We start from the raw sequence: 22118 nt of genomic DNA, 5'->3' as shown, positions 1-22118 counted from the left end.
CGCCCCGGCCGCTGCGCATGGCCGTACCGGACGGCCACGCCGCCGCCCCGACCGACGACGCCGGCGGCGCGGGCGCGGCCGGGTCGCCGCGCCACTGGTCGCCGACCCGGGCGCTGGGCCGCGCCGTGCTGGTCGTCGGCGTGCTGCTGTTCGTCGCGGTGCTGCTGCGAAGGACCGACCTGGTTGTCCTCGCCGCCCCATTCGCGCTCGGCGCGGCGCTGGGCGTGTGGCGGCGTCCGGGCTCGCTGCCGGCGCTGCGCATCGACGTGACCGCCGAGGTGTTGTCCGAGGGGCGGCCGGTGCACGCCGTGATCGGCGTGGGTAACCCCGATTCGATCGGCTACGACCTGGTGGTGGTCCGCACCGCCGCCTCGCCCTGGCTCCGGCTGCCGTACGCCGACCGGCCGTACATCACGACGGTGGGCGGCGGCGAGACCGCCGACGTCGAGCTGACCGGGCACGCCCTGCGCTGGGGTCGTCTGGCGCTGGGGCCGGCCCGAGCCTGGGCGGTGGCCGCCGATGGGCTGCTGGTCAGCGATGCGGCCGTGGCCGGGCACCGGGAGCTGAAGGTGTTTCCGTTGACCGAGGGGTTCGACGCGGTCGAGGCGATGCCCAGGGCCGCCGGCCTGGTCGGCGGGCACCGTTCCCGGCGCCCGGGTGAGGGCGGCGAGCTGGCCGGGGTTCGGATGTTCGCCCCCGGCGACCGGCTGCGCCGGATCGACTGGCGGGTGTCGCTGCGGACCCAGGAACTGCACGTGGCCGCGACGCTGTCCGACCGGGACGCCGAGGTGGTGCTCCTGTTGGATGTGCTGTTCGAGGCGGGCCACTCCGGCGGCATCAACGGCGCCCGATCGGTGCTGGACACGACGGTACGGGCGGCGGCCGCCGTCGCCGAGCACTACCTGCACGCGGGCGACCGGGTCGCACTGCTCGAGTACGGGTTCCGGGCCCGGCGGCTGCGCGCGGCAGGCGGGCGCCGGCAGTACCTGACGGTGCTGGAGTGGCTGCTCGACGTCAGCGCCCGGCACGGCGCGTACGAGCCGTCCCCGGCCGCGTTCGGCCTCCACACGGTCTCGGCCAACGCGCTGGTGGTGGTGTTGACTCCGCTGCTGGACACCCGTGCGGCCGCGATGGTGGCCCGGTTCGCCCGGGCCGGCCGGTTCGTGATCGCCGTGGACACCCTGCCGCCGGACCTTCCGATGCCCGCGCAGGAGGCGTTCTCCACCCTGGCCGGGCGGCTGTGGCGGCTGGATCGGGACAACACCATCGGCCAGCTGCGTGAGCACGGGGTGCCGGTGGTGGCCTGGGCGGGCGCCGGCAGCCTGGACGAGGTGCTGCGCGGGGTGTCGCGGATGGCCGGCGGAGCCAGGGCGGTCCCGCGATGAGCGGGGGAGGGTCTCCGGGGCGCCAGGACGGCGTCCGGGCGCGGGCCGAGGAGTGGCTGACCGCCGTGCGCCGCACCGGCCCCGGACCGGTGCTGGTACGGGGCGGGGTGTTCATGGCCGGGGCGCTCGCCCAGGTGGTTGCCTGGCCCGACCCGGTGATCACGGGCCGGGCGGTGCTGGCGCTCGTGGTCGTCCCGATCCTGCCGGTGTTCGCCCCGCGCAGCCGGATGGTGACATTGGTGATCTTCGCGGCGGTGCTCGGCTGGCTGGCCCGGACCACGGCGTACAGCGAGCCGATCACGTACTGGCGCCTGGTCGTGCTCGCCGGGCTGCTCTACCTGCTGCATACCCTCGCGGCCCTGGCCGCCGTGCTGCCCTACGACGCGGTGATCTCGCCGGGCGTGCTGAGCCGGTGGTTGGTCCGATGGGGCATAGTGGTGCTGCTCACCGCCGTTGTGGCCATGTTCACCCTGCTCATCCCCGTGTATCTACCAGGGCAGCGGTATCTCGTCGCATCCCTTGCGGGGCTTGCCTTGATGGCCGCGCTGGCCGGTTATCTGGCGACTCTGGTGCGCCGTCGCTAGGTATCGGCGGGTCCGAATAAATCGAAGTCCGGCATAGCATGGAGGCGTGAAACCTCAGCGAATTCTTGTCGTCGGGGCGGGGCACGTCGGGCTGTACGCGGCCCTTCGGCTCTCCCGGAAACTCAAGGCGCGTGAGGCCGAGGTGATCGTGGTCGACCCCCAGCCGCACATGACCTACCAGCCGTTCCTTCCAGAGGCGGCGGCGGGCAGCATCGCGCCCCGGCACGCGGTCGTGCCGCTGCGCCGGGAACTGCGTCGCTGCACCATCCTGGCCGGTGAGGTGACCAGCGTCGAGCACGCCCGCCGCACCGCGACCGTGCAACCGATCGTCGGGCCGCCGCGCGAGGTCGAGTACGACCACATCGTGCTGGTGCCCGGCAGCGTCTCGCGTACCCTGCCGATCGCCGGCCTGCGCGAGAACGCCATCGGCTTCAAGACCCTCGGCGAAGCCATCTACCTGCGTAACCGGGTGCTCGACCAGCTCGACGTGGCGGCCACCACATCCGACCCGGCGACCCGGGCGCGGGCCCTGACGTTCGTGTTCATCGGCGGCGGGTACGCCGGCATCGAGGCGCTGGCCGAGATGGAGGACATGGCGCGCGACGCCCTGCGCTACTACCCGGAGCTGCGGCCCGACCAGATGCACTGGGTGCTGGTCGAGGCCACTCAGCGGGTCCTGCCCGAGGTCGATCCGGACATGGGTGCCTACACGGTGCAGCAGCTGCTGAAGCGGAATCTGGACATCCGGCTCGGCACCCGGCTCGAGTCCTGTGTGGACGGTGTGGTCAAACTGTCCGACGGTGACTCGTTCGCGGCCGACACGATCGTGTGGACGGCGGGCGTGAAGGCACACCCGATCCTGGCCCGCACGGACCTGCCGCGCGACGCGAAGGGGCGGCTCACCTGCCTCGCCACGCTTCAGGTGACGGGGCCGGAGGAGCGGCCGGTCGAGGGGGCCTGGTCGGCGGGTGACTGCGCGGCCGTGCCGGACCTGACGAAGGAGCCGGGCGTGCTGTGCGGCCCGAGCGCGCAGCACGCGGTACGGCAGGCGGCTCGGCTCGCCGACAACCTGGTGGCGACCATCCGTGGCCGGGCGGCGACGCCGTACCGGCACAAGTACGCGGGTTCGGTGGCGAGTCTGGGGCTGCACAAGGGCGTCGCCCAGGTATACGGCATCAAGCTGCGCGGCCTGCCGGCATGGTTCATGCACCGCACCTATCACCTGAGCCGGATTCCGAGCTGGAACCGGCGGATCCGGGTGCTGATCGACTGGTCGCTGGCGCTCTTCCTGCGCCGCGAGGTGGTTTCCCTGGGCGAACTGCACACGCCTCGGGAGAGCTTCACGGAGGTTACTCCACCGGTCGCGCTTTGACCGGCTTGAGTCGTGGATCTGCCTTTCCGTTGCCGGTCGGCGCCGATCGATGAGGATGACGGTATGGTGGGAGCGGACCGTTACACCGTTGTCGGGGTGGGACGGTCCGCGCGATATATGCGGTGGGGGCGCGACCCGAGAGGGGTATTCGCTATGCCGTGCAGGACCGCCGGGCCGGACGACGTCCGCTTGCCACGCTCAAGGCGACGCCGATGAATACGCCGAGCCAGAGCAACGATCTGCAGCCGTGGGACGATTTCGACTCGGCCTGGTATCTCGCCCACAACTACAAGACTCTCCGGTTCGATGACCGCGAGATCATCGAACGGATGGCGACCTTCCTCGCCTCCTCGGGCCCCGGCCTCAGCGGCATCGACGTGGGCAGTGGCACCAACCTCTACCCCTCGCTCGCCATGCTGCCGTCGTGCCGGAGCATCGCCATGGTCGAGCGTGCGCGCTCCAACGTCGGCTGGCTCAGGGAGGAGATCCGTGGCTACGCGCCGACCTGGGACCCGTTCTGGGGAGCCCTGATCAACGCCCAGGCGGACCGCTACAAGCCCATCGAGGCGCGCCGGCTGCTGGCCGAGCGGGCCGGGGTCCAACAGGGCAGCATCTTCTCGCTGCCGCGCGGGCGTTGGGACATCGGCACGATGTTCTTCGTCGCGGAATCCATCACCGCCCGGCCCGACGAGTTCGAACGGGCCACCCAGTCCTTCGTCCGATCGTTGCGTCAGGGAGCCCCGTTCGCCGCGGCGTTCATGCGTCACTCCACCGGCTATCGGGTGAACGGGCTGAAGTTCCCCGCCGTGTCGGTGGGTGAGGCTCAGGTTGATGAATGTCTTGCGCCGGTCGCCTACGATGTCACTGTCACGATGATCCCGAGCGGGAAGAATCCCTTGCGAGACGGGTACGACGGGATGATCCTGGCCACGGGGTACGCCAGCGGAAGTTAGCGCTCTCTGGAGGTGGCTGTTCACCCATGAAGGTTCAGCCACGACAGCAGATCGTCGAGATCTGGCGGTCGACGGTCCGGTCGTCGATCGCCGATGGACAGTGGACCTGGCTCGGCCGGGACGGCTCGAACTCGATCAGCGATGCCGAGCACCTGCTCTGCATCATGAGTCCCGCGGCGGGCATCCCCACCTTCAGAATTGACGATCCCGACCAGATGGCCGACGACGTGGTCGACGCGCTGAGCGCGCTCGGCGACAATGTCGAGATCCCGCGCCGGCTGGTCCGGATCCTCACCGAGTACCTGGTCAGGTACTCCGCCGAGGATGGCACGCCGATCTTCTCCGGGGGCAGCTACTTCCGGTCCAGCGACCAGTCGGTCGAGATGTCCGAGAGCCAGCGGAGCCTGGACGTGGTGGACTCGTTCGCCATCTCGGTGACGCTGACGCTGGCCACCATCGGCTTCACCCGGGTGTTCCGCAACGTGGTGAAGCGGGCCGACCTCCACCACGAGATCGACGAGCTGGAGCGGCTGTCCAGCAAGCGCCTGACCGCAGCCATGATCGGCATGCTGCGCAGCTTCGCCGTCAACGTCTTCGAGACCGAGTCGACCTTCGGCCGCGCGTTGGTCGAGACGGTGAACCAGTCCGGGCAGCCGAGCCGCGTGATCGTCGACGGGCTGCGCAACGAACTTCGCGAGGTCCACGCCGGCCTGCGTGACGAGGTCACCATCGGTTCCGGTGCGGGCACCGGCGGCCGGCTGGAAAATCCCAACCTGCTGTTCGAGTGTGGCTGGTCGTGGGGGATCGTCAAGGAAGCGCCGAAGGTCGTGGGGTTCGACAACCTCGGGCCGCAGCGCGCCGGGGTGGCGGAGAACGCGCCCTACCTCTACTTCACGGTAGTCGCACTGGAGGCCATCGAGGCGCTGTTCGCCGAGCGGACCCGCCTGCTGGGCCTGCTCGACGAGGACCAGCTCCGGCTGGCCCAGTCGCTGCAACTGCGCTGGGACCTGACGCAGAAGTACTGGTCGACCATCGCCCGGTTCGGCAACGAACGGTGGCCGCTGGAGGACCTGCCGTGGCGCACCACCGACGGCGTCGAGTCGGACTACTTCTCGCTGCTCGTCACCTCAATCTCGGTACAGGACCTGGTGACCCGTCGCGCGCCGGACGAGGCGCTGAGCCGGGTCGGCCGGGTGCTGGCGGAGTTGGCCGGGCGCAACCGGATCAACCGGCGTAGCTTCCCCAACGACCCCGTGGTCAGCACACACCACCCCGGATTCGACATCGCGCTGGGCGGCAGCGAGGAGGACGACCTGCCGAAGCTGCGGTGGGTCTTCACGGACTTCTCCCCGGTGCTGCTGCGCCGGACCATCCGCATCGCCGGCCTGCTGCGCGATCCCGGCCTGCGCCAGCAGCTACTCGGCCTGGCCGACGAGGTGTGGGCCCACCTGGAGCACCGGCGGCTGGGCGACGGCCGTGGCCGGGACCTGTGGGACCAGCCTGCCAACGAGTACCCGCAGCTGCCCCGGCTGGAGTCGACGCCGTCGTGGAGCTACACCAAGCGTGTGGTCGACTGCCTGGTGACCGCGGCCCAGGTCGTCGGCGACCCGCCCGTGCGCGGCCAGCGGCTCACCGAGTACACGGACGACCTGCTGGCCGAGGCCGAACACCTTTTCGACCAGGAACTGCTGGGCGGTTCATCGGAGGCGGGCCCGGCGATCAGGTCGGAGATCAGCGCTCTGCGGCAGAAGCTGGAGCGCGCCCGGCGGATCCAGCGCGACCGGCCGGGCAGCGCCGGCGTGCTCGTCAGCGAGGTGCTCAGCGCGCTGGACAGCCTCGCGGCGGCGCGCGAAGACGTCAGCGGGGCGAGCTAGCATGATCGTCTTTGCGATCTCGGACAAGGGCGGCACCGGTCGCTCGGTCACCAGCGGCAACGTCGCGTACCGCCGGGCCCTGCAGAACAGCGACATCGCCTACCTGGACTTCGACTTCGGCTCGCCGACCGCGGGCGCCATCTTCGACATCCCGATGGTCGAGCACGGCACCGTCTCCGGAGGTCTGCATTCCTACCTGCAGGGTGAGGTGGCCTCGCCGACCAAGCTGGACGTGTGGTCCGAATCGGATCGTTCCAGCTTGCGCGGTCGCCCGGCCGGCGCGGGACGACTGGTGCTGTATCCGGGCGACAGCAGCGGCGGCGAGTTCAACGTCTCCCCTGACATGGTCCGGCGCACGATCGAACTGCTGCTACTGACCGACGAGGAGTTCGACGTCACCATCGTCGACCTGAGCGCCGGCCGGTCGTACGCCGCGGACATCGCCCTGGAAGCGAGCGCCCACCTGCTCAACCGCGGCGTCACCGCCCGCTGGCTGGTCTACCACCGCTGGACCCGGCAGCACATCATCGCCGCCTCCAGCCTCGTTTACGGGCCGCGCGGGTTGTTGGACGCCGGCGAGGACCGGGGACACAGTCGGCAGCGGCTCGGCGACTCGATCCGCTTCGTGCGCACCGCCGTTGTCGACCCCAACTCGCCCGATCTGGCGGGGCTGCGCGCCGGCCAGGTGGCCTGGCTGCGCGAGTGCAATGCGGACCTGCAGTCGCTGGCCCGGCGGCACAAGGTGGGCCGGGCGCTGATGCTCGGCTCGGTGCCGCTCGATCCGGTGCTGCAGTGGCGCGAGCAGCTGATTTCCAACACCGACGTGTTCACCCGGCAGATCGCGAACCACCAGACGGTGGAGGCGTTCGAGGAGATCGCCAAGAAGCTCACCGACGACGGAGCGTGGGACGGGCTGTAATGGCGGTCGACGCGACGTTCCGGGAGGCCAGCGCTCAGCCACGGGTGGAGCAGTTGCCGCTGTCCCACGTGTCGATCGAGCTCGGCCACCTGTACATGGAGGACTACGCCGCAGGCATCGACGGGCTGCGCGCGAACTTCCAGCGGGTGGCGCCGTGGGTGGAGGCGGCCCGACGGGCCTGCCAGCAGTCGATCGGCGACCGGCGGTCGAGGATCAGCACCTGCTTCCTCGTTGACGACTACTTCGGCCCGTTCGGCTCACCCCGGCTCATCGTGCCCGACCTGATCAGGGCCGCCGCCGACGCCGGACTTGAAATCGACTATCTGGGCCGGGAGTCCGGCTGCGCGAGCGCCGACGGGGTGCCCGTCGCGCAGCTCGTCGAGGACCAGTTGGTGGTCGAGCCGGCGCCGACCACCGACGGTTCCCGGCCACCGGCCACCGAGGTCGGCTGGCTGTCCAACGGTCAACGTTCCCCGGTGCCCGGGCAGGGCGGGGCCATGGGCGTGATCAGTCAGTGGAAGCCGCCGGTGGAGAACGCGGCGAACCGGCACTCCATTTTCGTGGACGTCGAGCTGTGGGACGAGAAGTACGACAGCGCCCGCACCTGGTCCTGCCCATTCCTCGCCTCGGTGTGGCAACTGCTGCGCCTCGGGATGCTGCGCAACCTGGGGGAGGGCGTCGCGGTTCCGCAGCCGAGGCCGGACGAGTTGCCCGAGCGCTGGGACGAGCTGCCTGCCCTACTGAAGCTGAACCCCTCGGCGGCGCCGTTCAGCGCGTACCGCACGTTCTCGGTGCTGGCCAACCGGTTCCTGCCGGTGGAGCACGCGGTCCGGACGATTCTGGGCCAGGTGAACGTGACCGGGGTGGTGGCCGCGCAGGTGGCCGAGCGCGCCGATCGGGAGGGCGTGACACTGCCGCCCGAGCTGGTGGAGCGGATCGAGTACGCCTTCGTGTACTCCGGCTCCAGCCAGCACTGGCACTGACCGGGGACCGCTCCCGTACCCGCCGTCAGTCCTCGAAGGCCGTGGCGGACTCCCAGAGGTTGTTGAACCGGCGTGTTCGCTCCTCCACCCGGTCCCTGCCCAGGATCAGGTGGGTGCCCAGCAACACGGCATGGTCCTGGCTCTCCAACCGGGAACCCGGCGTCACCTCGTAGCTCAGCACGTCGTCGAAGATGATGAAGTCGAAAAGGCTGTTGCGCAGCAGGCCGGAAATCTCCTGCGCGAAGAGGATCCGCACCTGGATGCCGAGGTCGTGCTGGATCCGGCAGATCTCGGGCAGGTTCGGGTACCGGCTCGGTCCGGACCGGTTCAGGATGAACACCCGGCGTACCTTCACGCCACGCGCGATCGCCTCGCGCTGCACCTCCAGGTACCGGGCGCCCAGGTCGCTGTTCCACAGCCCGCCGCTGCCGGACTCGGCGCTGGCGTCGACCGTGGTCAAGCTCGTCGCGTCGATGCTGGTGCGGGCGTGCCGGGCCAGCCCGAGCAGCCAGTCGCGGTCCTCGCCGTCGTACGAGACGTGTTCGCCGGTGCTGAGTTCCTTGAGGAACTTCGACATCCGGTAGATCTCGGCCTGCGCGAAGTCGAAGAGCAGCGACGGCTCCGGGTCGATGCGCGTCGCGTTGCGCACGAATTGGGTCACCACGTCGGTGCGCAGCGCCGAGGTCTCCACCAGTCCGAACAGTTCGGTCGCCTCGTTGATCTTCAGGAATCCGTTGCGGACCAACCGTTCCATCTCAACAGTGTGGCCCTGCTGGACGTCGTGCAGTGCGTGCAGCCGGCTCTCCTGGCTCAGCTCGACCGTCTGCAGGCGGGCGTCGAAGTCGACCAGGAACTGCACGACGACGGCGACGCCGCCGATGAAGGTGGCCAGCACGACCGGCCAGATCTGCGATGCCTGCACCAGCGCGGTGATCAGGTAGGCAACGCCGCTGGTGACCAGGGTGATGACTATCTTGCGGGGAACGGTGGACTTCACCGTGACGGCTTCGGGCCGGCCGATCTGGCTCATGGTCGTAGCGATTCGAGTCGCGCCGAGCTCAGCAGGGCGATGGTATTGGCGGTCAACTGGTCGCGGACCCGATCGACCCCGGCGCGCCACTGCCGGGTGAAGCCCGGCCTCCGCTCCAGGCTCTGCCACAGCTCCATCAGTTCAGGGTGGATCCGCGCGGCCGGCATCCACAGGTGCAGCAACTGGTCGATGGCGGGTTTCAGCCGCTCCACGACCTGGACCGGTGGTCCGGAGCCGATCTGACTGCGCTCGATGAGCTGCTCCAGGGCGGTCAGCAGCCAGTCGTGCAGGGCCAAGTCCTCGCAGAGCGCCACCACCTGCTCCAGGGCCTCCTCGGCCAGGTCGAGGTCGAGGCGTAGCACGAGGATCCTTCGGACTTCCCCGTCGACGGTGAACTGTACGGTCGCCGTGTCGGGCAGTCGAAGGTCGGTCGGCGCCACGATCCAGCGCAGCGTGGTCCGGGCCATCCGGAACGGGAGGCGGCCGTCGAACTGGGGCGAGTCCTGCACGGTGTTCATCACCCGGGTGCCGATCGAACCGAGGTCCAGGCTGCCGGACTGTTGCGGGGAGCCGGAGAAGCCAGCGACGACCTCGGGCAGCCGCTCCGTCCCGATGGTCTCCACCACACCCGGGCGGGACAGGTAGTGGGACCAGGGCAGGCGCCGGTTGTGCTCGCTGCGCGCCACCGCGACGTGCGCGGAACCCTGCAGCACCCGCCCGCCGGTCAGGGCGGCGTGGGATCGCACGGTGCCGACGCAGCGGGTCCCACTGCCGGCAGCCGGCAGGCGGCAGTCCACTCCGGTCAACAGGTCCTGCGTGACCGCGTACGCGATGGGGCGGCTGGACCAGCGGACCGGTTGATCGCGGCGGAGCATCATGACATCCGTGGCGGTCCGTACTGATACCGGAGTGGAATGGCGCAGCAGGCCCGTTGTTACCTCCCCCAACATGAACACCGCTGTCCCCCGTTCGTTTCGCGCCGAAGGGCCGGTGCCGCCATGGGCTATTGACGACGTCCAAGGCGAGCGTAGCCGCGTCGCGCTCGCCTTTGGGAGAGTGAAACTGGCACTGATCAATCCGGAAGTGGGTCAATAATGGCGCGATCCGGTTAGCCTGTAACAGTGAGACGGGTTCGGACGGACGTTTTGGTCATCGGTGCGGGCGTTGTCGGACTGACGACTGCGGTGACTCTTGCCGAAGCTGGGGTGGGTGTGCGAGTGCGGGCGGACCGCCGACCCACCGAGACCACGTCGTTCGCGGCCGGCGCGATCTGGGGGCCCTATCTGGTGCGACATCCCCACGCCGCGGCGTGGGGTTGGGAGACCTTTGACGTCCTGAAGGAGCTCGCGGCCTCTCCCGACGAAACCGGCGTGCGGATGGTCGGCGGGATCGAGGCGTCGCGTGAACACGAATGCCCGCCCGATTGGGTGACCGACGTACCGGGCTACCGCCCGTGCACGCAGAGCGAGCTGCCCGACGGCTTCGTCAGCGGCTGGTATTACGTAGCGCCGATCATCGACATGAGCGTGTATCTGGCGTACCTCGAGCGCCGGCTGGGGAACGCCGGCGTCAAGATCGAAACCGGCCACGTCGCCTCGATCGAGGACGCCCTGACGCAGGCCGCGATCGCGATCAACTGCACCGGGTTCGGCGCCCGTGACCTCGTCCCGGATGACCAGATGACACCGATCCGGGGGCAACTGGTCGTCGCGGACAATCCCGGACTGACGGAATTCTTCGCGGAGTCCTCCGACGAGTCGGAGCTGACGTACTTCCTCCCGCAGGGCGAGCACGTGATCCTCGGTGGTACCGCCGAAAAGGGCGAACACGAAATGGTCGCCGATCCCGCCGCCGCGGCCAGGATCATCAAGCGCTGCGCCGCGATCGAGCCCAGGCTCGCGGATGTGCCGATCCGCGCCCTGTCGAGGGTGGGGATCAGGCCGTCGCGACCGGAGGTCCGGGTCGAGCATGTGAGCTTCGGACGGCGCCACGTCATCCACAACTACGGCCACGGCGGCGCCGGAGTGAGCCTTTCCTGGGGCTGCGCCCATGAGGTCCGCGACATAGCGGTCGGCCTGATCAGCGCCTAGCGGCCCTCCGAGGGGCGGGAACTTTCGCGGCCGTTACGATGCCGTCGGCGCCCGGACAAGGCACTATTGGCCCCCGGTTATCGTAAGTTCAGGTACCGACCGGATACCGTGGGCACAGTCGACCCTGCCCGGGTGGTGGAACGGCAGACACAGCCGCCTTAAAAGCGGCGGCCGAAAGGCGTGCGGGTTCGAGTCCCGCCCCGGGCACCCGAAGCGCCCGTACGCTGTCGTGGTTGGATGCCCCGCTTCGCGTACCCGTGCCGGGCAGCTGGGAGCCCTTGGCTGATCAAAAAGGTCCCAGGCTCCCGATGTTGATCTTCGCGTCACTCCGTCAAGATTGCGCTGAATCGTGCCTGGAGTCCCGATCGCCTCCGGTCGCTCCGGCGTCCCCGGCGGCCATTTGCACACCGGCCGGCGGCGGTGGGTAGATCCACGGCCGCGATGCCGTTGGCGCACAAGCGCGACGCGCGCACACCAACACTGCCTCATTTCGAGCCGCCGCAACGCTTTCCATGGGCCCCGGGTTCGTGAAGTGCGCCGCTGTTCGCAATCCGGGTCGGGTGAATCTCCCTTGTGGACAGACGATGAGAGGGCCATGGGTGCGCGGCGACGCGAAGGTGAGCCGCCGGAGGATTTATCGATGCGTGAATCGGGTCCATGAACGGAGGGCGGCTCGATCCTCGGGCAGGCGGCGAGGGGCCCGTGGGCCCGTGGCGGGTTCAGCTGGCTTGCGCGACCCTCGGGCGGCCCGTCCGTACCCGCCGCGATGATCGCCTACCACGCGTCGGCCCTGCGACTGGTGGCGGACGAGTAGTCTGAACTGACCAGGGCAGATGTCCTAGTGGAGGCGACCGTGCGAAGTTCCAACCCGATACTCAACCGCCTGGGCAACGTCGCGCAGGCCGAGCGGACGGCCCAGTCGCCGACGCAGGACTACGCCGTGCCGCAGGGCTATACCGCCCAGCCCGGATACGGGGCGCCGCAGGGCTACACCGCCCCGCCTGGTTACACCGCCCCGCCTGGTTACACCGCCCCGCCTGGTTACACCGCCCCGCCTGGTTACACCGCCCCGCCCGGATACGGCGGCGGCTCCGGATCCCCATCGCTGATCACGCCCATCGGGGCCAGCCGCGCGATGACCCTCGACGACGTGGTGACCCGGACCATCATCCTGATCGGACTGACCGTGGTCACCGCCGCGGTCTCCTGGGCGACCCTGCGCACCGGCGCCGTCGTGGGGCTGGCCGTCGCCGGATCGGTGATCGCCGGCCTGGTGCTCGCCCTGGTGGTCTCCTTCGCCCGGGTCACGAACCCGGTGGTCATCGCGCTGTACGCGGTCTGCCAGGGCGTCGTACTCGGCGTGGTGAGCCGGGAGTTCGAGCAGGTCTACCAGGGGATCGTGGTGCAGGCCGCGGTGGGCACCCTCGGCGTGTTCGCCGGCATGGCGGTGCTTTACCGGTTCCGGGTGCTGCGGGCCACCCCCAAGTTCGCGAGGTTCGTGATCGGCGCGCTGTTCGGCGTTGTCGTACTCAGCCTGATGAACCTGGTGTTCTCGCTGTTCGGCCACAACCCGGGCCTGGTCGCGTACGGACCGACCGACCGCCCGAGCGGGCTGGCCATCGTGTTCAGCCTGGTCGCCATCGTGGTTGGCGCGATGACGTTCATCCTCGACTTCGACATGGTCGAGCGTGGCATCCGGTACCAGTTGCCGGAGCGGTACGCGTGGTATTGCGCCTTTGGCATTCTGGTGGGCCTGATCTACCTGTACTGGCAGATCCTGCGGATGCTCGGATACCTGCGCCGATGAGCGAACAGGATCTGATCCGCTCGGTGGATCGGTTGGTGGACCAGGTCGCGCAGTGGACGCCGGCGCGCTGGGCGGCCTCGGGCGGGTCGCGGGCCGTCACCATGCACGCCCTGGCGCAACGGCTGGCCGACATCGAGGCCGGGGTCACCGGGCACCCGAGGCACGAGGTGCCCCGGCTCGCCAACGATCTGGTGCTTCCGGATCAGGTGCGGGTGACCGCGCGGGACCTGCTGGCCGCGCGCCCGTCCGCCGAGGTGTTCGCCGAAGCCGCCAGGGCGGTCGCCGAGACGCGATCCGCGCTGGCCGAGCTTCGGCCGTAGCGCCTTAATGCTGTGACGACGCTGTGACGCCGTAGCGGAGCGAGTGGGAGCGGGCCGGCCCGAGGCGGGCCGGCCCGGCATGCTCAGGAGAGGCGCTCCAGCACCATCGCCATGCCCTGGCCGCCGCCCACGCACATCGTCTCCAGGCCGATCGTCTTGTCGTGCCAGTCCAGCGCGTTGAGCAGGGTGCCGGTGATCCGCGCGCCGGTCATCCCGAACGGGTGCCCGACCGCTATCGCGCCACCCATCACGTTCAGCTTCTCCAGCGGGATGCCCAGCTGCTGATAGGACGGGATCACCTGGGCCGCGAACGCCTCGTTGATCTCCACCAGGTCGACATCGTCGATGGTCATGCCGGCGCGGGCCAGCGCCTGGCGGGACGCCTCGACCGGGCCGATACCCATGATCTCTGGCGACATCGCGGTGACGCCGGTCGAGACGATCCGGGCCAGCGGGGTGATGCCCAGCTCACGGGCCTTGGTGTCGCTCATGATGACCACCGCGGCCGCGCCGTCGTTGAGCGGGCAGCAGTTGCCGGCGGTGACCCGCCCGTCCGGCCGGAACACCGGCTTGAGCCCGGCCACACCCTCCAGATTGACGCCCGCGCGCGGACCGTCGTCCCTGCTGACCACCGTGCCGTCCGGCGTGGTGACAGGGGTGATCTCGCGGGCCCAGAAGCCGTCGGCGATCGCCTTCTCGGCCAGGTTCTGGCTGCGCACCCCGAACTCGTCCATCTCCTGGCGGGTCACCCCGCACAGTTGCGCCAGGTTCTCCGCGGTCTGACCCATGGCCAGGTACACGTCGGGCACCTCGCCGTCCTCGCGGGGGTCGTGCCACCCGGCGGTCGCCGGCGAGCGCCCCTCGGCTCGCTCCTTGGAGCGACCGCGCGCGCCGTCGAACAGCGGGTTCTCCCAGCCGCCACCGACCAGGGCCTGTGCCTCCGGCGGCAGCCCGTCCGAACTGCCCCTGGCGAACCGCGAGACGGTCTCCACGCCGGCCGAGACGAACACGTCGCCCTCGCCCGCCTTGATGGCATGGAACGCCATCCTGGTGGTCTGCAGCGACGAGGAGCAGTACCGGGTCACCGTGGCGCCGGGCAGGAAGTCGTACCCGAGCAGGGTGGCCACGATCCGGGCCATGTTGAAGCCCTGCTCGCCGCCGGGCAGGCCGCAGCCGAGGTAGAGGTCGTCGATCTGCCGGGGATCGAGCTGGGGCAGCTTGTCCAGCGCGGTGCGCACGATCGTGGCGGCCAGATCGTCGGGGCGGAAGTCACGCAGCGAACCCTTGACCGCGCGGCCGATGGGGGAGCGGGCGGTGGCGACGATGACGGCTTCAGTCATGACCGCAAGGTTACCGCCCGGTAGGTATAGGAGCCACCTTCGGCACCCGCGCCGTCCCCTTTCTGCCCCTTGATGTCTTGACATGGCTCGATCGCCCCACGTGTGATGGTCCACGTGCCGGGGGAGGGCGGCGATCAGCGCACGTATGGCCGATCCGTCCCGGTGGGAACCCGGTCAAACCGAAAGGAGTTCCATGCGGCCTCACTCAGTCCGCAGAGCGCTGATCACGATCGGCGCCACGGCTCTCGTCGTCCCGTTCCTGGGCGGCGTGGGCGCATCCGCATCACCCAGCGACCGGGTGTCCGTCGCGGGCGCCACCCCAACCTGGGCGACCTCGGCGAGCCTCGCGGGTACCCCTGCCGCCTCGGACCAGGTCTCCTTCACCGTCGCGCTGCCGCTGCACAATGCCGCCGGTGCCGACCTCCTCGCCCAGCAGGTCTCCAACCCGAACAGCGCCCAGTACCAGAGCTACCTGTCGCCGGCACAATTCAACGCCCGGTTCGCCCCGACCGACGCCTCGGTCGCCCGGGTCAAGAGCTTCCTTTCCGGTCAGGGCATCACCGTCACCTCGGTGGCCGACGGAAACCGGTGGGTCTCCGCCAGCGGCACCGTCGCCCAGGTGAACAAGGCTTTCGGCACCGTCATGAAGACGTACTCGCTGCGGGGCAAGCGGCTGCGGGCACCGTCGACGGCGGTGTCCGTGCCCTCGTCGGTCGCGCCGGACGTGGCGCAGGTGACCGGGCTGGATGACAGCGCGCTGCTGCGCAAGCCGATGAGCGTGAGCATCCCGGACGACGGCAGCATGCCGTCCGCTCACCTGGTCACGCCGGGCGCCACTCCTCCGCCGCTCGGCCAGTGCTCGACGTACTGGGGGCAGCACAGCCAGACCGTGCCGGACGCGTACGGCAAGACTTCCGTGCCGACCAACATCTGCGGGTACTCGCCGCAGCAGTTGCAGGGGGCGTACGGGGTGGCTGCCGCGATCAAGGCCGGGCAGAACGGCCACGGCGTCACGGTGGCGATCATCGACGCGTACGGGTCGCCGACCATGCAGTCCGACGCCAACGCGTACGCGACCGGCTTCGGGCAGCCGGCGTTCAAGGCCGGCCAGTACAGCGAGACGCTGTTCCAGCCGTTCAACCTGCAGACCGAGTGTCAGGGCGAGGCGGGTTGGAACGGGGAGGAGACGCTTGACGTCGAGGCGGTACACAGCCTCGCGCCGGGCGCGACCGTCCACTACTTCGGCGCCCAGAACTGCGACGACGGCATCGACGCGGCGCTCAACTACGTGGTGCAGCACCACTCCGCGGACATCGTCAGCAACTCGTACGGCAACGCCGGCGAGGAGTTGCCGGCGGACGAGATCCAGCTGGAGCACTCGATCTTCCTGCAGGCGGCGATCGAGGGCATGGGCATGTACTTCTCGTCCGGCGACGACGGCGACGACGTGACGGTCGGCGACACCACCAAGGCGGAGCCGGACTACCCTGCCTCCGACCCTATGGTCACCGCCGTCGGCGGCACCAGCCTCGCCGTTGACAAGCACAACAACTACCAGTTCGAGACCGGCTGGGGCAGCGACCGGGACGTCATCAACTACGCGACCACCCCGGCGTCCTACACCTCCCCGCTGCCGGGGTCGTTCATCTTCGGCGCGGGCGGCGGCACCAGCTTCAACTTCACCCAGCCGGCGTACCAGCGTGGCGTCGTGCCGGCGAGCCTGGCGAAGAAGAACGGCAGCACCGCGATGCGGGTGGTGCCGGACGTGGGCGCCATCGCGGACCCGTACACCGGCTTCGCGGTCGGCCAGACGACCGGCGGCGTGTTCGGGCTGCGCCCCGTCGGCGGCACCAGCCTGGCCTGCCCGGTGTTCGCCGGCATCCAGGCGCTGGCCAGCACCGGCCGGCGCCACGCGATCGGGTTCGCCAACCCGCTGCTGTACTCGCTGCCCTCGGCGCTCTACCGCGACGTCACGCCGTCGAAGACGCCGATAGCCGTGACCACGACGAACGCATCGGGGACGGTCACCCTCGACCGCGACACGTCGCTGACCACGGCTCGCGGGTACGACGAGGTCACCGGTCGCGGCTCACCGCTCGGCCTGCTGTTCCTGCTCGCCGAGCGGCTGCTGTAAGGCTCACCGCGCGAAGAGAGTGCCGGCCGGCGTCATCGGGAGGTGACGCCGGCCGCCTCCGCTGTCGCGGGGTACAGGGCGTGCGCCCAGACCCGGTACCCGTCGGCGGACGGGTGGAACCCGTCGTGGCACAGGGTGCCGGCGTCGGCGCGGAACACCGGGCCCACCTGCCGGGCCAGGTCGACGGGTATCCCGCCGGCGGCCCGTACCTCATCCAATTGGGCGTTGGCGACCCCGCGTCCGATCAGCCCCACGATCTGGCGCAGCGGCGGCGCGAACGCGCGCACCGCGCCCAGATCCGGGCAGGTCCCCACGACCACGGCCACCTCCGCGTCGCGCAGGCGGCGTACCGCGCCACCGAGGTGCGCGGCGGAGCGCCGGGGCCGGTGCGGCCGCAGCGCGTCGTTGGCGCCGACCAGGATCACCGCCACGTCCGGCCGGTCGCCGACCAGCGCCCGGGCGACCTGGGTGGCCAGGTCCTCCGCCCGCGAGCCGGACACCGCCACGCTGGACACCTCGATGCGCCGACCGTCGCGCTCCGCCCCGCCGGCCAGCAGCTCGGCCAGCCGCCCGCCGACCGTGTCGGTGACCCGGTCCACGCCTACCCCCAGGGCCGACGAGTCGCCCAGCAGCACCAGCCGCAGGGCGGGTGCGCTGGCCGGGCCGACCGAGGTGCGCATCCCGAGGGTGAGATCGGGCCGCGCGTACCGGCGGGTGCGCGCGGCCAGCACCTCGGCGGCCAGTAGCGCGATCCCGCCGACCGCGCCGGCGATCACCGTGATCGCGGTCGCCCTGCCCAGTTGCCTGCCAACCTGCCTGACGATGCCCATCCGCGTGCTCCAGTCCGCTGTCTCACTCCGCCGCTGACCGTGCCGGCGTGGAGTGCGCCGTCTGCGGATCGTGTGGCCGCTCGGTGAGCTGTCGTACCCGGTGTCGCAGCTGCGCCCACCGGCCGGCCGGCCCAGTTTCCCTGCCGGCGACCCGGGCGCCGCTGACCTCGGTGCCGGCACGGTCGACCGCCTCCACCGCTGCCTGCGCCAAAGACCGTACCCCCTCGCCGTGGGAAAGGCTCGGCTGCGCCTCCGGCGCCTCCCGCAGGGCGGCGACCAGGCTGGGCAGTATCGCGGCCGCGGCCGACGCGTACCCCAGGGCGGACGGGTGGAAGCGGTCGGAGCTGAACATCCGCTCCGGCGCGGCGGCGAACTCCGGTCCCAGCAGGTCGCCCAGGGACACCGTGGACGCGCCCGCCTCGACCGCCACGATCGTCTGCGCGGCGGCCATCTCCCGGCTCCACTGGCGCACCACCCAGCGCAGCGGCTGCGCGATCGGCCGGATGGTGCCCAGGTCCGGGCAGGTGCCGACGACCACCGCGATGCCCGCCTCGCGCAGCCGGCGCACGGTCTCGGCCAGGTGCGCGACCGCGACGGGCAGCCGGACCCGGTGGGTCACGTCGTTGGCGCCGATCAGGACCACCGCGAGGTCGGGCTGCCACTCGATCACGGTCTCCCGCTGCGGAACCAGGTCGGCGGACTGGGCCCCGACCACCGCCATGCTGCGGACCATCACCGGCCGGTGCAGCCGCTCGGACAGCCCCGCGGCCAGCAGCGCGCCGGGCGTCTCGCGGGGCAGCTCGACCCCGTACCCGGCGGCCGACGAGTCGCCGAGGATGGCCAGCTTGATCGGGATCTCACCGGCCGCCTCGGCGGCCTCGGCACCGTACACGCCGTCGCAGCGCGGCGGCGGCGACTGCGCGATGCCGATGGTGCGCCGGGCCAGCTTGGCCTGACCGATCAGCGTGCCTGCGGCCAGCACGCCCACCAGGCCGACGCCGCCGCCACCGTACGCGGCGGCGACGGCCATTCGACGTACTCGCTCGATTCGCCCCATGTTCGCCCCCTGAACGAGACCTCCACACCTCATCTGGATCTTCAAGGCTAGCTCTGTCGTCGCCGAATGTCGGTCACATTTTGGCCGAACAGGGGTCTGATCAGCGAGTTTGCCCGGTGAGTCCGGTTGGCGCAGGGGTCTGGGCCGCCCGGGGTGGGGTCTCAGCCGGTCCGGTCGGGGCCCGCCTTGGTGATCTTCATGCGCAGCAGCACCCTCCGGTCCCGGACCATCGCGGCCCGGTAGTCGTCCCAGTCCGGGTGTTCGCCGGAGATCTGGCGGTAGTAGTCCACCAGGAGGTCCTCGGCCTCGGGCAGGTCGACGACCTGGACGGTGCCGTCAAGCTGGACCCATCGGCCGTAGAAGCCGTCCGGGAACACGCACAGGTACGCCCGCGGGTCCCGGCGCAGATTCTTGACCTTGTACGCCGTCTGCCGGCTGCTGATCACCGGGCAACCCGCCCCGTCGATCCCCACGAGCACGGGACTGAGCTGCGGGGTTCCGTCCGCCCGCCAGGTGGCCAGGACGGCGTGGTGCTGGGTGCGCAGCACCTCTACTGCCTCATCGAGCTTCATGCGTCAAATTTTGCCCCGTTGGGCACTATGGGGTCGGGCACTCGTCCGCAGACGCACATTAGGGAGGCCGGCCATGGCGCGATTGGGTCGCAAGGCGGCGCTGACCGCACTCTGGGCGGCGCTGCGCAGCTCGCACCGCGGCGGGCCGACGCTCTGGCAGCGCCTGATCGCCCTGCCCCGGCTGCTCGGCGCCACGCTGACCGGCCGGTACGACGGCAAGTGGCGGGTCTTCAGCATGGCGCTGGCCGGGCTCTACATCGTGTCCCCGGTCGACCTGGTTCCGGAGCTGTTCTTCTCGTTCTTCGGCCTGGTGGACGACTCGTTCGTGGCGGTGTGGCTGGCCGGCGCGCTGCTGTCGGAGACCGAGCGCTTCCTGGTCTGGGAGCACCGGCGCACCGCCGGATCGATCCCGCGCCGCGTGCGGGTGCGTTGAGCGGTTCGGTCTACGGCGATCGGCCTGTGGCGATCGCGCGGGCACGGGTGCGCCGCCGCACTACACTCGCCGCGTGCGCTACTACGACAACGTCGTCGAGTTGATCGGCAACACGCCGCTGGTACGGCTGCGTAACGTGGCCGCCGGCCTACCGGCGATGGTGCTGGCGAAGATGGAGTACCTCAATCCGGGCGGCAGCGTGAAGGACCGGATAGCGGTACGGATGGTGGACGCCGCCGAGAAGTCCGGCGTGCTGCGCCCGGGCGGCACGATCGTGGAGCCCACCTCGGGCAACACGGGAGTCGGGCTGGCCCTGGTCGCGCAACTGCGCGGGTACCGGTGCGTGTTCGTGTGCCCCGACAAGGTGTCGGAGGACAAGCGCAACGTGCTCAAGGCGTACGGGGCCGAGGTGGTGGTCTGCCCGACCGCGGTCGCGCCCGAGGACTCGAGGTCCTACTACAACGTGTCGGATCGGCTGGCCAACGAGATCCCCGGCGCGTGGAAGCCCGACCAGTACAGCAATCCGAACAACCCGCTGTCGCACTACGAGACCACCGGCCCGGAGATCTGGGAGCAGACCGAGGGGCGGATCACCCACTTCGTCGCCGGGGTGGGCACCGGCGGCACGATCTCGGGCACCGGCCGGTACCTCAAGGAGGTATCCGGTGGCCGGGTCCGGATCATCGGCGCCGACCCGGAGGGCTCGGTCTACTCGGGCGGCTCCGGCCGGCCGTACCTGGTCGAGGGCGTCGGCGAGGATTTCTGGCCGATCAACTACGACCGGGACATCTGCGACGACATCATCGAGGTGTCGGACAAGGAGTCGTTCCTGCTCACCCGGCGGCTGGCCCGTGAGGAGGGGCTGCTGGTCGGCGGCTCGTGCGGGATGGCGGCGGTGGCCGCGACGCGGGTGGCGGAGCAGGCCGGCCCGGAGGACGTGGTGGTCGTGCTGCTGCCCGACGGCGGGCGCGGGTACCTGTCGAAGATCTTCGACGACGGCTGGATGGCGCGGTACGGCTTCCTGTCGGCGGGTGGCGCCGAGTCGACCGTGCGGGAGTTGTTGGAGTCCAAGGGCGGCAAGCTGCCCGAGCTGGTACACGCGCACCCGACCGAGACGGTTCGCGAGGCGATCGACGTGCTGCGCGAGTACGGCGTCTCCCAGCTGCCGGTGCTGAAGGCCGAGCCGCCGGTGGTGACCGGCGAGGTGGCCGGCTCGATCTCGGAGCGGGAACTGCTGGACGCGGTGTTCACCGGACACGCGCACCTGCACGACATGATCGAGCCGCACATGGGGCCGCCGCTACCGATGATCGGAGGCGGGCAGCCGGTGTCGGAGGCGGTCGAGCTGCTGGAGAAGTCGGACGCCGCCCTGGTGCTGATCGACGGCAAGCCGCGGGGGGTCATCACCCGGCAGGACCTGCTGGCGCACCTCGGCGATCGCTAGCGGCCGCGCTCAGGCGCCGACCAGTTCGGCCGGGATCGCCACCACGTCGACCAGGGCGCCCTTGCGCAGCACGGTGATCGGCAACCGGGTACCGATCGCCGGGCCGAGCATCAGGCGCTGCAGCGCCTGCACGTTCTCCACCGGCCGGCCGCCGGCCGTGATGATCAGATCGCCCAAATAGAGCCCGGCGTGCCCGGCCGGGCTGCCCGGCACCACCTCGACCACGCGCAACCCCACCCGGCGCCCGAGCCGGGCGGCCACCGGGGGCGGCAGCGGGGCGGGCGCGCCCGCGACCCCGAGCCACGCCCGGCGGACCCGTCCGGTGGACAGCAACTCCGAGATGATCTGCCGGGTGGTGGAGTTGATCGGTACCGCGAGGCCCAGCCCGTACCCGGCGACCGCGGTGTTCACCCCGATCACCAGGCCGGCGGAGTCGGCCAGCGCGCCACCGGAGTTGCCCGGGTTCAGCGCGGCATCGGTCTGGATGACGTCGTCGATCAGCCGGACGTGCCGGCCGTCCTGGGCCGGGATCGAGCGCCCCAGGCCACTGACCACGCCAGCGGTGACCGAGCCGGCCAGCCCCAGGGGGTTGCCGACGGCCACCACCAGTTGCCCGATGCGCAGCCCTTCGGCGTCGCCCAGGGCGGCCGGGGGCGCGCCGATCGAACGGGCGCGCAGGACCGCGAGGTCGGCCAGCGGATCGGCCCCCACCACGTCAAACGTTGCCTCGGTACCGTCGCCGAAGGTCGCGGTACCGCCGGTCGCGCCCGCCACCACGTGGGCGCTGGTCAGCAGGAAGCCGTCGTCGGTGAAGACGACCGCGGATCCGGCGCCGCCGCCCCGGGCGGTGCGCACGGACAGCGCCGCCACCGAGGGCAGCACCTTCGCCGCCACGGCCGTGACGACCTGGCTGTACGCGTCGAGAGGTTCCATGGCGGTATCAACGCCCGGCGATACCCGGGCCATGCCGGCCCGGGCTTCGCTGTGCGCG

20 protein-coding genes and 1 tRNA gene are annotated in these 22118 nt (G+C 70.6%); 14 read left to right on the top strand and 7 right to left on the bottom strand.

What is annotated here, in order from left to right; genetic code table 11:
• The first annotated feature begins 17 nt into the window (after window positions 1-17).
• From ABEA87_RS30805 to ABEA87_RS30775, 7 genes are all read left to right on the top strand, one after another.
• Complete coding sequence (locus ABEA87_RS30805) at window positions 18-1385, top strand: DUF58 domain-containing protein (protein ID WP_425570985.1); 1368 nt, start codon at window positions 18-20, stop codon at window positions 1383-1385.
• Window positions 1382-1969: a hypothetical protein gene (locus ABEA87_RS30800; RefSeq protein WP_345635572.1), complete on the top strand. Its 588-nt coding sequence runs from the start codon at window positions 1382-1384 to the stop codon at window positions 1967-1969. The genes ABEA87_RS30805 and ABEA87_RS30800 overlap by 4 nt, the downstream gene beginning before the upstream one ends.
• 46 nt (window positions 1970-2015) lie before the next feature.
• Complete coding sequence (locus ABEA87_RS30795) at window positions 2016-3341, top strand: NAD(P)/FAD-dependent oxidoreductase (protein WP_345635570.1); 1326 nt, start codon at window positions 2016-2018, stop codon at window positions 3339-3341.
• Between the two features lie 158 nt (window positions 3342-3499).
• A complete protein-coding gene (locus tag ABEA87_RS30790; protein WP_345635568.1) occupies window positions 3500-4294 on the top strand; it encodes an SCO2525 family SAM-dependent methyltransferase in 795 nt (264 codons plus the stop codon).
• A gap of 26 nt (window positions 4295-4320) precedes the next feature.
• Window positions 4321-6168 (top strand): SCO2524 family protein, encoded by a 1848-nt coding sequence (locus ABEA87_RS30785; protein ID WP_345635566.1) that lies wholly within the window; start codon window positions 4321-4323, stop codon window positions 6166-6168.
• A 1-nt stretch (window position 6169) separates the two neighbouring features.
• On the top strand, window positions 6170-7087 hold the full coding sequence (locus ABEA87_RS30780; RefSeq protein WP_345635565.1) for an SCO2523 family variant P-loop protein: 918 nt from the start codon (window positions 6170-6172) through the stop codon (window positions 7085-7087).
• Window positions 7072-8070, top strand: coding sequence for an SCO2522 family protein (locus tag ABEA87_RS30775; RefSeq protein ID WP_345635562.1), 999 nt, complete (start codon window positions 7072-7074; stop codon window positions 8068-8070). Before ABEA87_RS30780 ends, ABEA87_RS30775 begins: the two co-directional genes overlap by 16 nt.
• A gap of 25 nt (window positions 8071-8095) precedes the next feature.
• Here the strand turns inward: ABEA87_RS30775 and ABEA87_RS30770 are convergent, their stop codons facing one another.
• On the bottom strand, window positions 8096-9100 hold the full coding sequence (locus tag ABEA87_RS30770; protein WP_345635560.1) for a DUF6879 family protein: 1005 nt from the start codon (window positions 9098-9100) through the stop codon (window positions 8096-8098).
• The gene (locus ABEA87_RS30765) at window positions 9097-10050 is read right to left on the bottom strand and encodes an SCO2521 family protein (protein ID WP_345635558.1); all 954 of its coding nucleotides are present in this window, start codon (window positions 10048-10050) and stop codon (window positions 9097-9099) included. The genes ABEA87_RS30770 and ABEA87_RS30765 overlap by 4 nt, the downstream gene beginning before the upstream one ends.
• Window positions 10051-10221: 171 nt before the next feature.
• On the opposite strand from ABEA87_RS30765, the gene ABEA87_RS30760 reads away from it, so the two are divergent.
• The 4 genes from ABEA87_RS30760 to ABEA87_RS30745 all read left to right on the top strand — a co-directional run bounded on the left by ABEA87_RS30760 (window position 10222) and on the right by ABEA87_RS30745 (window position 13317).
• Window positions 10222-11190: an FAD-dependent oxidoreductase gene (locus tag ABEA87_RS30760; protein ID WP_345635557.1), complete on the top strand. Its 969-nt coding sequence runs from the start codon at window positions 10222-10224 to the stop codon at window positions 11188-11190.
• Window positions 11191-11316: 126 nt separating this feature from the next.
• Window positions 11317-11397, top strand: a tRNA-Leu gene (locus tag ABEA87_RS30755).
• 646 nt (window positions 11398-12043) lie between these two features.
• Window positions 12044-12997 carry a Bax inhibitor-1/YccA family protein gene (locus ABEA87_RS30750; protein ID WP_345635555.1) on the top strand — a complete coding sequence of 318 codons (954 nt, stop codon included), beginning with the start codon at window positions 12044-12046 and terminating at the stop codon, window positions 12995-12997.
• Window positions 12994-13317: a hypothetical protein gene (locus tag ABEA87_RS30745; protein WP_345635554.1), complete on the top strand. Its 324-nt coding sequence runs from the start codon at window positions 12994-12996 to the stop codon at window positions 13315-13317. Before ABEA87_RS30750 ends, ABEA87_RS30745 begins: the two co-directional genes overlap by 4 nt.
• A gap of 83 nt (window positions 13318-13400) precedes the next feature.
• Here the strand turns inward: ABEA87_RS30745 and ABEA87_RS30740 are convergent, their stop codons facing one another.
• Complete coding sequence (locus ABEA87_RS30740; protein ID WP_345635553.1) at window positions 13401-14657, bottom strand: acetyl-CoA C-acetyltransferase; 1257 nt, start codon at window positions 14655-14657, stop codon at window positions 13401-13403.
• 193 nt (window positions 14658-14850) lie between these two features.
• Between ABEA87_RS30740 and ABEA87_RS30735 the strand changes: the two genes are divergently transcribed.
• Window positions 14851-16791 (top strand): S53 family peptidase, encoded by a 1941-nt coding sequence (locus ABEA87_RS30735; RefSeq protein ID WP_345635552.1) that lies wholly within the window; start codon window positions 14851-14853, stop codon window positions 16789-16791.
• Between the two features lie 32 nt (window positions 16792-16823).
• Here the strand turns inward: ABEA87_RS30735 and ABEA87_RS30730 are convergent, their stop codons facing one another.
• The 3 genes from ABEA87_RS30730 to ABEA87_RS30720 form a co-directional block, all read right to left on the bottom strand.
• Window positions 16824-17621: an SGNH/GDSL hydrolase family protein gene (locus tag ABEA87_RS30730; RefSeq protein WP_345635550.1), complete on the bottom strand. Its 798-nt coding sequence runs from the start codon at window positions 17619-17621 to the stop codon at window positions 16824-16826.
• A 22-nt stretch (window positions 17622-17643) separates the two neighbouring features.
• Window positions 17644-18651, bottom strand: a complete 1008-nt coding sequence (locus ABEA87_RS30725; RefSeq protein WP_345635549.1) for an SGNH/GDSL hydrolase family protein — start codon at window positions 18649-18651, stop codon at window positions 17644-17646.
• Between the two features lie 188 nt (window positions 18652-18839).
• Window positions 18840-19250: a PPOX class F420-dependent oxidoreductase gene (locus ABEA87_RS30720; protein WP_345635547.1), complete on the bottom strand. Its 411-nt coding sequence runs from the start codon at window positions 19248-19250 to the stop codon at window positions 18840-18842.
• Between the two features lie 73 nt (window positions 19251-19323).
• Between ABEA87_RS30720 and ABEA87_RS30715 the strand changes: the two genes are divergently transcribed.
• Together ABEA87_RS30715 and ABEA87_RS30710 are read left to right on the top strand one after the other, a co-directional pair.
• Entirely contained in the window at window positions 19324-19683 is a 360-nt protein-coding gene (locus ABEA87_RS30715) for a YkvA family protein (protein ID WP_345635545.1), read from the top strand.
• Window positions 19684-19756: 73 nt separating this feature from the next.
• The gene (locus ABEA87_RS30710; protein WP_345635543.1) at window positions 19757-21127 is read left to right on the top strand and encodes a cystathionine beta-synthase; all 1371 of its coding nucleotides are present in this window, start codon (window positions 19757-19759) and stop codon (window positions 21125-21127) included.
• Window positions 21128-21136: 9 nt separating this feature from the next.
• Here ABEA87_RS30710 and ABEA87_RS30705 read toward each other — a convergent pair whose 3' ends face one another.
• Complete coding sequence (locus ABEA87_RS30705) at window positions 21137-22060, bottom strand: S1C family serine protease (protein WP_345635541.1); 924 nt, start codon at window positions 22058-22060, stop codon at window positions 21137-21139.
• Window positions 22061-22118 lie beyond the last annotated feature (58 nt).

This window comes from Rugosimonospora acidiphila (assembly GCF_039543385.1).
GTDB classification, from domain to species: domain Bacteria; phylum Actinomycetota; class Actinomycetes; order Mycobacteriales; family Micromonosporaceae; genus Rugosimonospora; species Rugosimonospora acidiphila.
This window is presented reverse-complemented; position numbering and strand designations above follow the sequence as displayed.

What these genes read in the sequence shown, in the direction of transcription:
- ABEA87_RS30780 (WP_345635565.1), top strand. Translation starts at nt 6,170, where the DNA reads ATGATCGTCTTTGCGATCTCGGACAAGGGCGGCACCGGTCGCTCGGTC.
- ABEA87_RS30715 (WP_345635545.1), top strand. Translation starts at nt 19,324, where the DNA reads ATGGCGCGATTGGGTCGCAAGGCGGCGCTGACCGCACTCTGGGCGGCG.
- ABEA87_RS30770 (WP_345635560.1), bottom strand. Translation starts at nt 9,100, where the DNA reads ATGAGCCAGATCGGCCGGCCCGAAGCCGTCACGGTGAAGTCCACCGTT.
- ABEA87_RS30740 (WP_345635553.1), bottom strand. Translation starts at nt 14,657, where the DNA reads ATGACTGAAGCCGTCATCGTCGCCACCGCCCGCTCCCCCATCGGCCGC.
- ABEA87_RS30730 (WP_345635550.1), bottom strand. Translation starts at nt 17,621, where the DNA reads ATGGGCATCGTCAGGCAGGTTGGCAGGCAACTGGGCAGGGCGACCGCG.
- ABEA87_RS30745 (WP_345635554.1), top strand. Translation starts at nt 12,994, where the DNA reads ATGAGCGAACAGGATCTGATCCGCTCGGTGGATCGGTTGGTGGACCAG.
- ABEA87_RS30720 (WP_345635547.1), bottom strand. Translation starts at nt 19,250, where the DNA reads ATGAAGCTCGATGAGGCAGTAGAGGTGCTGCGCACCCAGCACCACGCC.
- ABEA87_RS30705 (WP_345635541.1), bottom strand. Translation starts at nt 22,060, where the DNA reads ATGGAACCTCTCGACGCGTACAGCCAGGTCGTCACGGCCGTGGCGGCG.
- ABEA87_RS30765 (WP_345635558.1), bottom strand. Translation starts at nt 10,050, where the DNA reads ATGTTGGGGGAGGTAACAACGGGCCTGCTGCGCCATTCCACTCCGGTA.
- ABEA87_RS30785 (WP_345635566.1), top strand. Translation starts at nt 4,321, where the DNA reads ATGAAGGTTCAGCCACGACAGCAGATCGTCGAGATCTGGCGGTCGACG.
- ABEA87_RS30805 (WP_425570985.1), top strand. Translation starts at nt 18, where the DNA reads ATGGCCGTACCGGACGGCCACGCCGCCGCCCCGACCGACGACGCCGGC.
- ABEA87_RS30735 (WP_345635552.1), top strand. Translation starts at nt 14,851, where the DNA reads ATGCGGCCTCACTCAGTCCGCAGAGCGCTGATCACGATCGGCGCCACG.
- ABEA87_RS30800 (WP_345635572.1), top strand. Translation starts at nt 1,382, where the DNA reads ATGAGCGGGGGAGGGTCTCCGGGGCGCCAGGACGGCGTCCGGGCGCGG.
- ABEA87_RS30725 (WP_345635549.1), bottom strand. Translation starts at nt 18,651, where the DNA reads ATGGCCGTCGCCGCCGCGTACGGTGGCGGCGGCGTCGGCCTGGTGGGC.